At 58.4% G+C, this 16,004-nt stretch carries 14 protein-coding genes; 9 read left to right on the top strand and 5 right to left on the bottom strand.

The genetic code is table 11. The features are described 5' to 3' along the window. Positions 1-152 precede the first annotated feature (152 nt). Positions 153-1,115 carry a sensor domain-containing diguanylate cyclase gene (locus F3J41_RS12035; protein WP_166711253.1) on the top strand — a complete coding sequence of 321 codons (963 nt, stop codon included), beginning with the start codon at positions 153-155 and terminating at the stop codon, positions 1,113-1,115. Positions 1,116-1,142: 27 nt separating this feature from the next. Here F3J41_RS12035 and F3J41_RS12030 read toward each other — a convergent pair whose 3' ends face one another. Next, positions 1,143-3,011: an amidohydrolase gene (locus F3J41_RS12030; protein ID WP_166711251.1), complete on the bottom strand. Its 1,869-nt coding sequence runs from the start codon at positions 3,009-3,011 to the stop codon at positions 1,143-1,145. Positions 3,012-3,173: 162 nt separating this feature from the next. Between F3J41_RS12030 and F3J41_RS12025 the strand changes: the two genes are divergently transcribed. Further along, on the top strand, positions 3,174-4,082 hold the full coding sequence (locus F3J41_RS12025) for a LysR family transcriptional regulator (protein ID WP_021507614.1): 909 nt from the start codon (positions 3,174-3,176) through the stop codon (positions 4,080-4,082). On the opposite strand, the gene F3J41_RS12020 is transcribed toward F3J41_RS12025, so the two are convergent. Further along, positions 4,083-5,672 (bottom strand): MFS transporter, encoded by a 1,590-nt coding sequence (locus tag F3J41_RS12020; RefSeq protein WP_127833654.1) that lies wholly within the window; start codon positions 5,670-5,672, stop codon positions 4,083-4,085. 215 nt (positions 5,673-5,887) lie between these two features. Between F3J41_RS12020 and F3J41_RS12015 the strand changes: the two genes are divergently transcribed. Then, complete coding sequence (locus F3J41_RS12015; RefSeq protein ID WP_010616452.1) at positions 5,888-6,709, top strand: alpha/beta fold hydrolase; 822 nt, start codon at positions 5,888-5,890, stop codon at positions 6,707-6,709. A gap of 202 nt (positions 6,710-6,911) precedes the next feature. On the opposite strand, the gene treF is transcribed toward F3J41_RS12015, so the two are convergent. Together treF and F3J41_RS12005 are read right to left on the bottom strand one after the other, a co-directional pair. Continuing rightward, positions 6,912-8,570 carry an alpha,alpha-trehalase TreF gene (treF, locus tag F3J41_RS12010; RefSeq protein WP_058759659.1) on the bottom strand — a complete coding sequence of 553 codons (1,659 nt, stop codon included), beginning with the start codon at positions 8,568-8,570 and terminating at the stop codon, positions 6,912-6,914. Positions 8,571-8,918: 348 nt separating this feature from the next. Further along, entirely contained in the window at positions 8,919-9,773 is an 855-nt protein-coding gene (locus F3J41_RS12005) for an SDR family oxidoreductase (RefSeq protein WP_132466743.1), read from the bottom strand. Between the two features lie 101 nt (positions 9,774-9,874). Between F3J41_RS12005 and F3J41_RS12000 the strand changes: the two genes are divergently transcribed. Further along, a complete protein-coding gene (locus F3J41_RS12000) occupies positions 9,875-10,246 on the top strand; it encodes a helix-turn-helix domain-containing protein (RefSeq protein ID WP_021507610.1) in 372 nt (123 codons plus the stop codon). 22 nt (positions 10,247-10,268) lie between these two features. Here F3J41_RS12000 and yghX read toward each other — a convergent pair whose 3' ends face one another. After that, positions 10,269-11,159 (bottom strand): YghX family hydrolase, encoded by an 891-nt coding sequence (yghX, locus tag F3J41_RS11995; protein ID WP_166711249.1) that lies wholly within the window; start codon positions 11,157-11,159, stop codon positions 10,269-10,271. Between the two features lie 568 nt (positions 11,160-11,727). Here yghX and F3J41_RS11990 point away from each other — a divergent pair. The 5 genes from F3J41_RS11990 (at position 11,728) to F3J41_RS11970 (ending at position 15,893) form a co-directional block, all read left to right on the top strand. Further along, the gene (locus F3J41_RS11990; RefSeq protein WP_021507608.1) at positions 11,728-13,152 is read left to right on the top strand and encodes a cytochrome ubiquinol oxidase subunit I; all 1,425 of its coding nucleotides are present in this window, start codon (positions 11,728-11,730) and stop codon (positions 13,150-13,152) included. Beyond that, positions 13,153-14,157, top strand: coding sequence for a cytochrome d ubiquinol oxidase subunit II (cydB, locus tag F3J41_RS11985; RefSeq protein WP_021507607.1), 1,005 nt, complete (start codon positions 13,153-13,155; stop codon positions 14,155-14,157). 1 nt (position 14,158) lies between these two features. Further along, entirely contained in the window at positions 14,159-14,326 is a 168-nt protein-coding gene (locus F3J41_RS11980; protein WP_021507606.1) for a DUF2474 domain-containing protein, read from the top strand. Between the two features lie 305 nt (positions 14,327-14,631). Beyond that, the gene (locus F3J41_RS11975) at positions 14,632-15,495 is read left to right on the top strand and encodes a helix-turn-helix domain-containing protein (protein WP_166711246.1); all 864 of its coding nucleotides are present in this window, start codon (positions 14,632-14,634) and stop codon (positions 15,493-15,495) included. A gap of 254 nt (positions 15,496-15,749) precedes the next feature. Further along, a complete protein-coding gene (locus F3J41_RS11970; RefSeq protein ID WP_164861030.1) occupies positions 15,750-15,893 on the top strand; it encodes a hypothetical protein in 144 nt (47 codons plus the stop codon). The last annotated feature ends 111 nt before the right edge of the window (positions 15,894-16,004 follow it).

The following is a 16,004-nucleotide window of genomic DNA, read 5'->3' as shown; positions in this document are numbered from 1 at the left end:
TGTAAGTTTTGTTTGCTGAAATTACCGCGTTGCTTCGCCATTCCTGCTGAACCCGGCGCAATTTTCCGACGCTAATCGCCTTTTCATTTGTTTTATTTACAGAATCTATCGTGCAGGCAAAATAGCCCTTATTTTCTCTCCAGCGATCAACTATGTCCGAAGAAGCGCTGCGCCAGCAGATTCAGAACCTGAAAAAGCACAATGCGCGCCTCAAGCGCCTGGCGCACGACGCGCGTAATAAGCTGAACGCGGCGCTGGACGGCACCGGCTTGTGCCTATGGCAGCTGGATATTCCCAGCGGCAAGCTGGTGATTTTTAACCGGCGCTGGGGCGCGATGCTCGGCTTTCAGGCGAAAGAGACCAAAGCGCGCTTTGATGCCTGGCGCGAGTGCCTGCATCCGGAAGATGCCGATGAGGTGCTGCGCGCCTTTTACGATCATATTGAAGGACGCGCGCCCTATTACGAGGCGCTGCACCGTATGATCGGCAAGAACGGCAAAATCACCTGGGTGCTGGATCGCGGACGCGTCAGCGAGTGGGACGAGCAGGGTAATCCGCTCAAAGTGACCGGCACCCATATCGACATGACCAAAGAGAAGAATTACGAAGCCCAGCTCTCCCAGCTGGCGCATCACGACCCGTTAACCGCGTTGCCCAACCGCCACGCGCTGCAGGCGCATTTTAGTCAGCTGCAACGCGCCGGGCCGTTGTGCGTGGCGTTTATCGACCTCGACAACTTCAAGCACGTCAATGACACGCTCGGCCATCGCAGCGGTGACGAGGTGCTGATTCAGCTCAGCCAGCGCATCCGTGATTTGCTGCCGTCAGAGGCCATCGTCGGGCGGCTTGGCGGCGATGAGTTCGTGCTGCTGCTGCCGTTTTTGATTGATTACCCCAAGGTGCGCATTCTGGCGCAGGCGGTGCTGGATGCGGCGCTGACGCCGTTTGATGTCGACAATGGTCATGCGCAGATTGGCGCCTCAATCGGTATCGCCCCGGTACACCGGCGCGACAGATTCGATGACGCGCTGACCCGGGCGGATGGCGCGATGTACCAGATTAAGAGAAACGGTAAGCAGGGCTTTGGCCTGGCAGGCAATATATCGGCGGGGTGAGGGCCAGTGCCCGCACCCCTTGATCACTTAAAACGCAAAACAGGAACAGCCCAGCGCACCCCAGAACGCGTTGTTGTCTGACACCGGCACCGATGACTGGCGCGCGACATCATGGGCGTGGCTGTGCACGCCGCAGGGGCCGCTGCACTGGTGTACCTGCGGCATCCGCGCGGCGCGGCCGCTGGTCTGCGGCGGGGCGCTGCGGTAGTGACCAGGCACGGTAACCACCGGCGACCACTCCGGCAACACCGGCACCGGCGGCGGTGCCAGCGGCGTGAAGCTGCCAGCGGCATACACCACATTGCCATCCACCAGCGTCAGCACCGATTCAATGCCTTTGATCTCCTCTTCCGGTACGCTGAAGAAATCTTTCGATAACAGCACCAGATCCGCCAGCTGGCCGACTTTGATCTCACCTTTGGCGCTCTGCTCGCTGGAGAACCAGGCGCTGCCTTTGGTCCATAGCATCAGCGCGGTTTCACGGTCGATGCGTGCGTTGTCATCGTACAGCTGCATCCCGCCGACGGTACGGCCTGAAACCAGCCAGTACAGTGCGGTCCACGGGTTATAGCTGGCAACGCGGGTGGCATCGGTACCGAGGCCGACCGGCACGCCGGCCTCCAGCATGCGCGCCACCGGCGGCGTCTGCTTCGCGGCCTCTTTACCGTAGCGATCGACAAAGTATTCCCCCTGGAAAGCCATGCGATGCTGCACCGCCAGCCCGCCGCCGAGCGCTTTTACCCGCTCAATATTGGCTTCAGTGATGGTTTCCGCATGGTCAAAGAACCAGTGCAGGCCATTGAACGGAATGTCGCGGTTCACCTTCTCAAACACATCCAGCATGCGGCTGATCGATTCGTTATAGGTGGCGTGCAGGCGGAACGGCCAGCGATGCTCCACCAGGTGGCGCACCACACGCTCCAGCTCATCTTCCATGCCGGGTGCCAGATCCGGGCGCGGTTCGAGGAAATCTTCGAAGTCCGCCGCCGAGAACACCAGCATTTCACCGGCACCGTTGTGGCGCAGGAAATTGGTGCCCTGGCCCGGCTTCAGCATATCGGTCCACTTCTCAAAGTCTTCCAGTTCGTGGCCGGGCCGCTGGGTGAACAGGTTATAGGCGATGCGTACCGTCAGCTGCTTTTTCGCGTGCAGTTCGGCGATCACGTCGTAATCGTCCGGGTAATTCTGGAAGCCGCCGCCGGCGTCAATGGCGCTGGTCAGACCGAGGCGGTTCAGCTCGCGCATAAACTGACGCGTCGAGTTAACCTGCTGTTCCAGCGGCAGCTTTGGCCCTTTCGCCAGCGTGGCGTACAGCAGCATGGCGTTAGGACGGGCGATCAGCATGCCGGTCGGATTGCCATTGCTGTCGCGCTGGATTTCGCCGCCCGGCGGGTTGGGGGGCTCTTTGGTGTAGCCCACCACTTTCAGCGCGGCGCGATTGAGCAGCGCGCGGTCATACAGATGCAGAATGAAGACCGGCGTATCGGGCGCGGCGGCGTTGATTTCGTCCAGCGTCGGCATGCGGCGCTCAGCAAACTGGAACTCGCTCCAGCCCCCGACCACGCGCACCCACTGCGGTGACGGCGTACGCAGGGCCTGTTCGCGCAGCATACGCAGCGCATCGGCCAGCGACGGCACGCCTTCCCAGCGCAGCTCAAGGTTGTAGTTGAGGCCACCGCGAATCAGATGCAGGTGGGAATCGTTCAGGCCGGGAATGCCGGTGTGCCCTTTGGCGTCGATGATTTGCGTGTCGCTGCCGGCAAAGCGCATGACGTCCGCTTCGCTACCTACGGCGAGGAACTTGCCGTCTTTGATGGCCACGGCGGTGGCCAGCGGGTTTGCGCGGTCGACGGTGTGAAACTTACCGTTGGTAAAAATCAGGGATGCGGTCGTCATTCTGTTCTCTCCGTTAAATTAAGCGTAGCGGCCCTCAGCCACCGTGTTAATGCGCGGTTAAAAATGCTTGCGCCGATGAGGAAAAAAATACGAAATGACAGCAGTTATTGATAACGGATTGTTTTTACGTTGTCGTTCAACTTTTTTTACGGAGGGTAGGGAATGCGTTTAAATCTGGAGGCGCTGCTGATTCTGGATGCGCTCGATCGTCATGGCACCTTTGCCGCTGCGGCCGCGCGACTGTTCAAAACCGCGTCGGCGTTGAGCTATACCGTGCAGAAGATGGAGAGCGATTTAAAAATCACGCTGCTCGATCGCTCCGGCCATCGCGCCACGTTCACGCCGACCGGCCGTCTGATGCTGGAAAAAGGGCGAACGCTGCTGCGTGCGGTGAACGAGCTGGAGCAGCAGGCGCGCTACGTGGAGAGCGGCTGGGAGAGTCTGCTGACCATCAGCGTGGATGCTTCGCTGCCGTTCAGCATCCTCACGCCGCTGATTGACGAATTTTATCAGCAGCACCCGCACACCCAGCTGCAGTTCCGTCAGGACGTGCTGGCCGGCTGCTGGGAAGCGCTGCACTACGGCGAAGCGGACATTGTCTTTGGCGCGGTTCAGGAACCCGCCACGCGCAAAGAGATTGTCTGCCAGCCGCTGGGCTGGCTGGAGTATGTGTTCGCTGTCGCTCCTGACCATCCGCTGGCGGCGGAGCCCGAACCGCTGCTGCGTGAACAGATTCGCCAGTATCGCGCGGTCACGGTGCATGATTCATCCCGCCACGGTGCCGGGATGGATTTACGCGTGCTGGATGAGCAGAAGACGCTGAGCGTGCATGATTTCCCGGCCAAACTGCAGGCGCATCTCGCCGGGCTCGGCTGTGGTTATCTGCCGCTTTACCTGGCGCGCCCGCACCTGGCGAGCGGTGCGCTGGTGGCGCGCCAGCTGGACAGCGAGTGCCGGCGCGATATCGCCTATCTGGCGTGGAATGAGAGCGCCTGCGGCAACGCGGCTATCTGGTGGCGCGAGCGCCTGCCGACGCTGCCCGGCCTGAGTGACATCTACGCGCCAGCCTGATCACAGCGCAATATGATGGCTGACCTGCGGGGGTTCATCCCCCTGATGGAACTGCAGTACCGCCTGCTGTAACTCAGCATCGGCGCGCGAGACGCGCTGGTGCTGACGCAAATGCTCCTGCCATGACTCCACCATAAACCACTCCAGCAGCGCTCCGGCATCGTCGGTCTGCTCCATTAATCCCCACGCATAGGCACCGTCACGGCGTCGCGCCTGCGCCAGTTTGTGCATGGCGTGCTGGAAAGCGGCGCGATCGGCCTGGGGAACACGGTAGCGAATCTGGATCAGTACGGCGCCACGGCGGATATCCACCGCATCGCTCACCACTGGTTCAGCCCAGTGCTGCGCTGGCTGCAGATCCGCTTCGCCCGCCGGCAGCGCCAGCCGTTTTGCCAGCAGCGCCGTGATGAGCAGCGCCGCGCCGGCCAGCATCAGCGTTGGTGCCAGGCCCATGTGCTGGGCGATCAGCCCCCAGGCCAGACTGCCACCCGCCAGCGTGCCGTTGAACACCATCAGATAGACCGCCAGCCCGCGACCGCGCACCCAGTCGGGCAGCACCGCCTGCGCCACGCCGTTGAGGGTCGTCAGCGCGATGATCCAGCCGGTGCCCAGTACCAGCATCAGCAGCAGCGCCAGCCACTGCGGCGGACTGAGCGACAGCGCCACCATGACCAGCGCGCTGAGCACGGCGGAGAGCAGCATCAGTCCATCATGGCTCAGCCGGGCACGCAGGCGCGGCAGCAGCAGCGCGCCGGCAATGGCACCGGCACCGACGGCCCCAAGCAGCAAGCCATAAAAGCCCGCGCTGCCGTGCAGCATGGTGCGCGCCACCAGCGGCAGCAGCGCCCAGATGGCACTGGCGAAGGCAAAATACAGCGCGGCGCGCAACAGTACGCGGTGCAGTTCGCGGCTGGCTTTCACATAGCGCAGCCCGGCGCGGAAAGCGCCAAAGAAGTGCTCATTCAGCGCGGTAGCGGCTTTCGCCGGACGTTTCCACCACAACAGCGCGGCGATGACGAAAAAATAACTGGCGACATCGGCACCGTAAGCGGCCATAGCACCTAAACTTGCCAGCAGCAGGCCGCCGGTAGCCGGTCCAATCGCCCGGGCGATATTGATGCCCAGCGAGTTGAGCGCGACGGCGTTTTTCAGCTCATGACGGGGTACCAGCTCCGGCACGATGGCCTGCCATGCCGGACCGAACAGCGCCGCGCCGACGCCGCCGACAAAGGTCAGGCCGATCAGCCATTCAACGGTGAGCCAGTGGTTGTGCGACAGCAGCAGTAGCGTGCCGCTGACGCTGGCCATCAGCAGCTGCACCACAATCAGCAGGCGGCGGCGGTCAACAATATCCGACAGCACGCCGGCCGGCAGCGCCAGCAGAAATACCGGCAGGGTGGCGGCGGTTTGCATCAGCGCGACGGCGGTTGGGTTATCCGACAGTCCGGTAATCAGCCAGGCGCTGGCGACGTCACGGATAAAGCTACCGGTATTGCCAAGCACCGAAGCGGTCCAGATCACGGCGAAAAGCCCGTAGGCGAAAGGGGAAAACGCGCCGCTGCGCGCTGTTTGTGGATTTGGCTGGTTCATCAGGCTGTTCCTGTCAGTGAGCGATGAGAGCACGATACGAAGCTCGCCCGTCAGGAGATAGCGGAAAAAATCGGCCAACTTGTACAAGGATTTTTGACGGCAGGGCTTGGCAAAAATCTTTGCACAAGTTGTCAAAATCTCTGCTTTAGGTTTTTCCAGCATCCCGCGCTAGTTTGATTGCCAGACACAACATCACTGACTAACGGAGAAAAAACATGAGCACATTCAAGACTAAAGACGGCGTAAACCTGTACTTCAAAGACTGGGGCAAGGGGCAGCCGGTGCTGTTCAGCCACGGCTGGCCGCTGGATGCCGATATGTGGGACAGCCAGCTCAACTTTCTTGCCGAGCGCGGCTACCGCGTCATCGCGTTTGACCGCCGCGGCTTTGGTCGCTCCGATCAGCCGTGGGAAGGCTACGATTACGACACTTTTGCCGACGATATTCACGGCCTGATCGAGCACCTGCAGCTGGATGAGGTGACCCTGGTGGGCTTCTCGATGGGCGGCGGGGATGTGTCGCGCTACATTGGTCGTTATGGTACCGCGAAAGTGAAAGGACTGGTGCTGCTGGGCGCCGTCACCCCGATCTTTGGTAAAACCGACGATCACCCGGAAGGGGTGGAATCAGCGGTGTTTGACGGGATCAAAGCGGGTTTGCTGAAGGATCGTGCGCAGTTTATTAAAGAGTTCGCCACGCCGTTTTACGGCACCAACGCGGGCCAGACGGTTTCCGATGGGGTGCTGACGCAGACGCTGAACATTGCGCTGCTGGCGTCGCTGAAAGGTACGCTGGATTGCGTGACCGCGTTCTCTGAGACGGATTTCCGTGCGGATATTGCCAAAGTGGATGTGCCGACGCTGGTGATCCACGGCAGTAACGACCAGGTGGTGCCGTTTGAAGCCACCGGTAAGCTGGTGCACGAGATGATTGCGGGTTCGCAGCTGAAAGTGTATGAGAACGGCCCGCACGGTTTTGCGGTGACGCATCAGGACCAGCTGAATGCGGATCTGCTGGCGTTTTTGCAGGGGAATTGAGGGGGGAGTGCGTTTTTTCCCCTCACCCTAGCCCTCTCCCGCTTGCGGGAGAGGGGACCGATCGAGCGGGGCATTGGATCTTGAATTAACCTGGGCTGTCTCAGTCCTGCATATGGCAGCGTTTCCCTCTCCCTGTGGGAGAGGGCCAGGGTGAGGGCATCAGGCCGCAGTATCCCGCCTGCTACCACACCCAACCGCATTATCAGTCCGCCAGCAAATGCCCGTACATCGCCAGCAGGCGACGGGTGACGCCGTTGGTCCAGCCGAAGCCGTCCTGCAGCGGATACTCACCGCCGCCACCCGGGCGGGCGCGGTCGCCACTGATATCGTACTTCTCTACCAGCTTATGGTGCAGCGAATAGAAATTCTTCACCGTGGTCAGCCAGTTGACCGCAATCTCGGTTGCCAGCGTCTCTTCACCGTAGTTATTCAGTCCGACCACCGCCATCCACTGCAGCGGTGCCCAGCCGTTGGGTTTATCCCACTGCTCGCCGCTCTCCACCATGGAGGTGACAAGGCCGCCCTGTGTCAGCAGCAACTGGCGCAGGGCCACCGCCTGCAGATGCGCCTGCTCGGGCGATGCCAGCCCCAGGAACAGCGGTACCACCGCCGCTGCGGTAAAGGCACCAAAGCGTTCACGTCGCCAGTCGTAGTCGCGGTACACGCCTGCGGTGTTGTCCCACAGATAGCGATGAATCGCCTGCTTGCGCGCATCCGCTTTCTTCTGCCACGCCAGGCCGGTGAGTTCTTCACCCTTCGCGTGCGCCAGCGTCGAGATCATCAGCTCCAGCTTGTAGAGAAACGCATTCAGATCCACCGGAATAAACTGGGTGGTGCGAATGCTGGCCAGACGCTGTGGATCGCGCAACCAGCGCGAAGAGTAATCCCAGCCGGAAGCGGCACCGGCGCGCAGATCGCGATAGACCTCGCTGGCCGGCCGACGCGATTTGCTGGCGGTTTCCACATCTTCCATCCACGACTCATCGCGCGGCGTGTCGCGATCGTCCCAATAGCGGTTGAGCAGCGAACCATCCGGCATGCGCACCACGTGGCGATAGGCCTGGTGCGGCATCAGCTCGCCAGCCCCGTCCATCCAGAACTGATACTCTTTCATCAGCTGGTCAAGATAGCGCTTCGCGCCGCGAATGCCGTCCTCTTCAAACAGCTCGACCATCAGCGCGAACACCGGCGGCTGCGAGCGGCTGAGGTAATAGGTACGGTTGCCATTCGGCACGTGACCGTAGTTATCAATCAGCCAGGCGAAGTTGTCCGCCATATGACGCAGCAGATCGTCGCGGCCCGCTTCGGCCAGTCCCAGCATGCTGAAGTAGGAGTCCCAGTAATACGTTTCACCAAAACGCCCGCCGGGCACCACGTAGGGCTTCGGCAGCGGCAGCAATGACGAATGCGGTAAATGCTGCTGCGGCATTTTGGTTAACACTGGCCACAGATCGTCAATATGTTCCGTCAGGGTTTTATCCGGATTGGAAACATAAAAACTCTCATTGACCTGCGGTAAATAAAAATGCTCGTGGACAAATTTTTCCAGGTCGAACTCCGCCGAACGTTTGCGGCGGCGATAGCGGATTAAAATATCCAGCGGATCGAATTTAGGCGCGCAGTCCGGAAACGTTTTGCTGTCGGCAAAAATACGTGACGTCTGCACGTGCTCAAACAGCTCCAGATAGCGATCGGCAGGCGTCAGCGCATCAGGCGCAGGCAGGCCTTCGATCAGCTCGGGTTCCGGCTCCGAATCCTGCATACCTTCGCGGATAAACTCGTGAGGATCGTATTGATACCCCAGATCAGCATGGGCTTCGTGTTCTCCGAAAGCTTGACGTTGCTGGTGGTTAGTATTAATAGCGGCCTCCTGAAATTGCCTGGTTGCTCAAAGGACAAATTATAGATCTCTGACCCGATGAGACAACAATGCGAAATATCTATGAACGTAATAAATCTTGTCGATTGATCGGCTTTTTAAGGCTTTTTTCAGCGAATACAACGCCCTATATTTCAGGAATTGAAAGCAGTGTTTCAGATGAAGCTTTAAATAAATGAACAGATTTATCTGTAAATAAAAAAATCGTCAGTGATGACGGCAAAAAAGCGGGAAGAGGTTGATCATTTGATGGCAAACGAGACGGGGAAAAGAGGGCTTTTCGTCGCCCTCACCCCGGATTTCACCGCAGGTGAGGGCGCCATCAGCGCCTTACTTTGCCAGCGTGGCCTTAATTACCGCGGCGAACGGTGTGGTCGGGCGGCCAATGAGTTTGCTGAGCGTGTGGCTGTCGTCGAACAGGGCGCCCTGGGCGGCACCGGCGTCGGAATCCGCCAGCAGTTCGGCCAGCGGCGCGGGTAAACCGGCTCCGATCAGCGCCGCGCTGAATTCCGCAGGCGGCAGGTTAACGTACTCCACCTGTTCGCCGGACTGGCGGGCGATCTCCGCACTGAATTCTGCCAGCGTATAGCTGTCATCGCCGGCCAGTTCGTACACTTTGCCGGCCTGATCGTCACGGCTGATCACCTCTGCCGCCGCGGCAGCATAATCCTCGCGCGCCGCCGACGCGATGCGCCCGTTGCCCGCCGCGCCGATAAAGGCATGATGCGCTAACGCCGGTGCGATGCTGGCCGAATAGTTTTCGCTGTACCAGCCGTTACGCAGCAGGGCATAAGGGATGCCTGAAGCCTGCAGCAGCGCTTCGGTGGCGCGGTGTTCGACGCCCAGACCCAGCGGCGAGGTATCGGCATGCAGCAGACTGGTATACGCGATAAATGACACGCCTGCCGCTTTGGCGGCATCGATCACCGCCCGGTGCTGGGCTTCGCGCTGGCCCACTTCGCTGGAGGAGATCAGCAGCACTTTCTGCACGCCGGCAAAGGCGCCCTGCAGCGTCTGTGGCTGGTTGTAATCTGCGGTACGCAGCGCGACGCCGAGCGCCTGCAGGTCCTGCGCCTTTTCCGGTGAACGTACTACCGCGATGATCTCGCTGGCCGGTACTTTCTTCAGCAAGGCATTAATCACTAAACGGCCCAGTTGGCCAGTGGCTCCGGTAATCGCAATCATGGTGTTTTTCCTCAGGTTGAACTGGTATGGAAACAGCCTACGAGATAAACTAACTTTTAGTAAGTACTTACAGATTTGTTAGTTTGAGCGGAGTGATGTAAATGGCTGAAAACCTGAGTGATAAATTTTCCCGTGGTGAATTGCTCAATGTGAACTGCCCGTCACGTGAAGTGTTAAAACGGATTACCAGCCGCTGGAGTGTGCTGGTGTTACTGGCGCTGCGTGCTGAGACGCTGCGCTTCAGCGAACTGCGCCGCCGGATTGGTGGCATCAGTGAACGCATGCTGGCGCAGACGCTGCGCTACATGGAAGAGGATGGCTTCATTGAGCGTATCGCTTATGAAGTGGTGCCGCCGCACGTGGAGTACCGGCTGACGGCGCTGGGCCATGAGGTGGAAGGGCAGGTCATCGGCCTCGCCGACTGGCTGGAAAGCAATGTCCACCGCATCATTAAAGCGCCGCAGACAGCGTGAGTGCCGTCGCGGCGCGCCAGGCTCAGGCGTGCAAATATTTCTCAAACCAGCCGAGTGTGCGACGCCATGCCAGTTCTGCGGCAGCTTTGTCATAGCGTGGCGTTGAGTCGTTGTGAAAGCCGTGATTCACGCCGGGATAAATATACGCTTCATAGGTTTTGTGGCTGGCTTGCAGGGCGGCTTCATAGGCTGGCCAGCCTTCGTTGATGCCTTTATCCAGCGCGGCATAGTGCAGCAGCAGCGGCGCCTGAATGCGCGCAACATCTTCCGCTTTTGGCTGGCGGCCGTAGAACGGCACGGCGCAGGCCAGCTCAGGAAACGCCACTGCCGCCGCATTGGCCACGCCGCCGCCATAACAGAAGCCGGTGATGCCGACCTTGCCGTTCCCCTCGGGATGTTGCATCAGGAAATCGACCGCCGCGAAGAAATCGTTCATCAGTTTGGTCGGGTCGACTTTGGCCTGCATCGCACGGCCCTCTTCATCATTGCCCGGATAGCCGCCCTGCGAGCTTAAGCCATCCGGCGCCAGCGCGACATAGCCCGCTTTGGCGACCCGTCTCGCCACGTCTTCAATGTAAGGATTCAGGCCGCGATTCTCGTGTACCACCACCACGGCACCCAACTTGCCGCTGGCGTGAGTCGGGCGCACCCGATAAGCGCGTACCTCGCCATGTCCCTGGGGCGACGGGTAGTGAATGTATTCGGCGTTGATATCAGGATCGGTAAACGACACCTGCTCTGCCAGCGCATAATTGGGGCTCATGGCGCTGAGCAGGGTGGCTCCGGTCATGCCAGCGATGGTGAACTTCGCGGCCAGCGAGAGAAACTCGCGCTTGCTGATGCGACCGTGCGCATAGTAGTCATAAAGCTCAAGCAGTTCCTGGGGAAAATCCTGGGCGGTAAGACGGGTCATAACCTCTCCTTCGCTGATTAACCGGACTGTGCTGCTTTAACAAAGCACAGCCTGACGCCGCTGGCAAATGCCATGCCCCAGCGGGTTAATGCGCGATGGCTCACAGAATGTCACCGAAAGGCAGCAAATTAATTTCTTTTTGGTCTATAAAAATTATCTTTTAATTAACAAAGTTTCTTTCTGGCTACTGTGCAGGAAATTTTACAGCGTAACGTGACGGTGCGGTCCTGTGCCGTTTTGTCTTGCGCAGTAATTAACAGCTAAATTAGCCAGTTACCAGATTAACGCCTTTTTCTCTCGCTCTGCTTAATAACAAGATTGTCACAATAAATCACGGGCTTTAACCTTAACTTAGTGATTTTAAACAAGTAGTTTCTGGTGAAAACAATGATCGAAATCAAAAAATACTGTTATAGTTTTAGCCATTCCCACTGTTTCTTTTTGTTCTCGCCGCTTGCCTTACAATTGGCGTGAATCTCTTCCGACGTCACGAAATAATAATCTTGTGCGTCAAACTTGTTAATTATAAGTAAAAATTCGGTGCAATCTTGTGGCAAAGAGGTAAGCAATGTTTGGATTAGATGCCTTCCACCTGGCCAGGATTCAGTTCGCCTTTACTGTTTCCTTCCATATTATTTTCCCGGCCATCACCATCGGTCTCGCCAGTTTCCTGGCGGTGCTCGAAGGCATGTGGCTGAAAACCCGTAACGAGACCTATCGCGATCTCTACCACTTCTGGTCCAAAGTCTTTGCCGTTAACTTCGGTATGGGCGTGGTGTCCGGACTGGTGATGGCGTATCAGTTTGGTACCAACTGGAGTGGTTTCTCGCAGTTTGCCGGCAGTATTACCGGTCCGCTGCTGACGTATGAAGTGCTCACCGCCTTCTTCCTTGAAGCGGGCTTCCTCGGCGTGATGCTGTTTGGCTGGAACCGCGTTGGGCCGGGCCTGCACTTCTTTGCCACGTGCATGGTTGCGCTCGGCACCATCATCTCAACCTTCTGGATCCTCGCGTCCAACAGCTGGATGCATACCCCGCAGGGCTACATCATTGAGAATGGCATCGTGGTGCCGCAGGACTGGTTTAAGATTGTCTTCAACCCGTCGTTCCCGTACCGCCTGTTCCATATGTCGGTGGCGGCCTTCCTCGCCAGCGCCTTCTTTGTTGGCGCGTCTGGCGCGTGGCATCTGCTGCGCGGTAACGATAACCCGGCAATCCGCAAAATGTTCTCCATGGCACTGTGGATGGCACTGATCGTAGCGCCGATTCAGGCGATGATCGGCGATGCGCACGGCCTGAATACCCTTGAGCATCAGCCGGCAAAAATTGCGGCGATTGAAGGCCACTGGGAAAACCCGCCGGGAGAAGCGACGCCGCTGATTCTGTTCGGTATTCCGGATATGGATGAAGAGCGCACCAAATATGCGCTGGAAGTGCCGTACCTCGGTAGCCTGATTTTGACCCACAGCCTGGACAAACAGGTCCCGGCGCTGAAGAGCTTCCCGAAAGAGGACCGTCCGAATTCGCTGGTGATCTTCTGGTCGTTCCGCGTCATGGTGGCGATGGGCCTGCTGATGATCACCCTCGGCGTGCTGAGCCTGTGGCTGCGTTACAAAAAGCGGCTGTATAACTCCCGGCCGTTCCTGTGGTTCGCCCTGCTGATGGGCCCGTCCGGCCTGATCGCCATTCTTGCCGGCTGGTTTACCACGGAAATTGGTCGTCAGCCATGGGTAGTGTACGGCGTGCAGCGCACCATTGATGCGGTGTCGGCGCATGGTGATTTGCATATGAGCATCAGCCTGCTGGCCTTCATCCTCGTCTATTCGTCAGTGTTTGGTGTCGGCTACGTTTACATGATGCGCCTGATTAAGAAAGGTCCGCTGACCGGCGAGGGTAAAGATGTGCGCCACGGTGGTCCGGGGCAGGATAAAACACCTGCGCGTCCGCTTTCTGCGGCCCATGAGAGTCTGAACGAACCGCAGGAGGGTAAATAAATGATCGATTTCTCCATTATCTGGTTCGCCATTATCGTGTTCGCCACCCTGATGTATATCGTGATGGATGGCTTCGATCTTGGCATCGGTATCCTGTTCCCGTTCAACAAAGATGCAGTTGAGCGCGACATGATGGTGAATACCGTTGCGCCGGTCTGGGATGGTAACGAAACCTGGCTGGTGCTGGGCGGTGCCGGTCTGTACGGTGCGTTCCCGCTGGCCTATTCGGTGATTGCCGATGCGCTGGCCATTCCGCTCACCGCGATGCTGATTGGCCTGATTTTCCGTGGCGTGGCGTTTGAGTTCCGCTTCAAGGCCACGGAAGAACACCGCGCGTTCTGGGATAAATCATTTATCGCCGGTTCACTGCTGGCGACCTTCAGTCAGGGCGTTGCGGTCGGTGCGATTATCGATGGCTTCCCGGTGAAAGGGCGCGAGTTTGCCGGCTCGGCGCTGGACTGGCTGGCGCCGTTCCCGCTGTTCTGCGGCGTCGGTCTGGTGGTGGCGTACGCGCTGCTGGGCTGTACCTGGCTGATCATGAAAACCGAGCATGAGCTGCACCGTAAGATGTCCGCGCTGGCGACGCCGCTGGTGATCGCGCTGCTGCTGATTGTCGGCATTATCAGCCTGTGGACGCCATTCACCCACGATGCGATTGCGCACCGCTGGTTCAGCCGTCCTAACCTGTTCTGGTTCCTGCCGGTGCCGGTGCTGGTGCTGCTGTGTTCGTGGGGCATCGTGCGCGCTATCAAGCGTGAGGCGCACTACTCGCCGTTCCTGCTGACGCTGGCGCTGGTGTTTCTCGGCTTCTCCGGCCTCGGTATCAGCGTATGGCCGCACATTATTCCACCGTCGATCACCATCTGGGACGCCGCGTCACCGCCGCAGAGTCAGGCCTTTATGCTGGTCGGTAGCTTACTGATTATTCCGGTGATTCTGGGTTACACATTCTGGAGTTACTACGTGTTCCGCGGAAAAATCAAAGCCGACGAAGGATACCACTGAGATGCAAACCGAGGTCAGCAATATGAACAACCCCACTGAAACGAAAGCCCCCTGGTGGAAGCGCGTGCTGTGGTTAGTAATCATCTACGGCGCAAGCGTGCTGGCACTGGGCGTGGTGGCATCACTGTTTCGTATGATGATGACGGCAGCGGGCATGCGTTCGCACTGAGTGGTCGATGAGGGCAGGCACGCCTGCCCGGTTGATTAAGCATTATCGGTCGCCATCAATGGCGACCCTACAGGTGATGCACGATTTTCGTAGGGTGCGCATTAATGCGCACCGCTATGCGCAGGCAAATCACTGCTCAATGATGCGATGCCGTTAAGACGATAAAAGGTTAGTTACCTAAGCAATTAATGCTTTTCCCGTCTCGCTGTCTTTACTCTTCCTTACGTTATCCATACGATTTTGTTATAATTATGTGACGGATTACGCAAAAGCACCGCCTTTCCCAACCCATTCAATTAAAAAAAATGCTCAGCCTGAATCTGAAAAAACAGTACATCAACGATCTGGTGGACTGGATCGAGGCCAATCTGACCGACGAGCTCAACATCGATCTGATTACCCTTAAATCCGGTTACTCCAAGTGGCACATGCAGCGCATGTTTAAAGAGATGACCGGCCAGACGCTGGCCTCGTACACGCGCAAACGTCGCCTGACGCTCGCTGCCATGGCGCTGCGCCTGACCAGCATGCCGCTTATCGATATCGCCGTGCGGTTTGGCTTTGATAATCAGCAAAACTTCACCCGGGTGTTTAAAAGCCACTTCGCCATGACGCCAGGCGCTTATCGCCGCATTCCTGAGATGCAGATGAAAGACTTCCACAGCCGCATCTCCACCCAGCGGCAGTGGGTGAGTGCGCGCCTGGCAGAGAAGCCGGAGCTGAAGCTGTGCGGAGAAGTGATTGAGTGGGAGTGCCGCTTCGGCGAATACATTGACCATCACAATCACGTGGTGGCGCAGCATACGCGTGATTTCATCGCCTTCGCCGGCCAGCACGTGCAGCGTGGCTGGCTCGGTTTCCAGTTCAGTCCGGGGGTTAACTCCAGCGATCAGCAGCATATCAGCCTGTTCCAGGCGCTGGAGAGCCAGTATGCCGACGTGCTGACCGGCAATGTACAGAACTGGACCGGTGAAAGCGGACTGTATGCGGAGATTGACTGGCACGGCGCGCCGGAAGAGATCAATGCGTTCACCGCAGAGGTGTACTACAACCATCTGCCTGCGCTCGGCGTGGCGCGGCGGCCGGGCAAGGACCTGATTAAGCTCGATCTCCGCTACAGCACGCCGGATCTGCTGCAGGGCACCTTTTACATTCCGGTTAAAGTCTGATAATGCATAAATCGTGCGGTAAACTGTGATAAACCGCACGATTTTATAAATTCCTGTGCCTGAGTGGCGTAAAATCCTTCACTGAAACCTGACTGACCGTGGAAAACACTGTTTGCCACCTCTCAGGCTGGATTATCACCTGCATGCCTGGTCCATTCCGGACCGTTAGAGTGAAAAGACAAAAAATTATGCGACTTCTACCGTTGTTACTTTCAACAGCGCTTGTGGCGTTTTCCGCGCTGGCAAGTGCCCAGATGGCTGAGCCTTTCTCACCGCCAGGCGGCCTGCATCCGCATCAGCCTCACTGCGCCCAGCATGAGATTGCCGGCGATAATGCGCTGCCACAGCAGCGTACGGATGACGTGACGCTGCTGACCTGCACTAACCACCAGGCCTGACGGCGCGCTACCTGCTTAGCGACCAGCGCCGTATTGCGTCCGTCCGCTTTCAGCCCCTCCCTCCGCTGCAATACGCCCGGCCTGGCACATAACTCGAAAATCCCGAGCAAT

The organism is Pantoea sp. Ap-870 (assembly GCF_011752515.1).
GTDB lineage: Bacteria > Pseudomonadota > Gammaproteobacteria > Enterobacterales > Enterobacteriaceae > Pantoea > Pantoea dispersa.
This window is presented reverse-complemented; position numbering and strand designations above follow the sequence as displayed.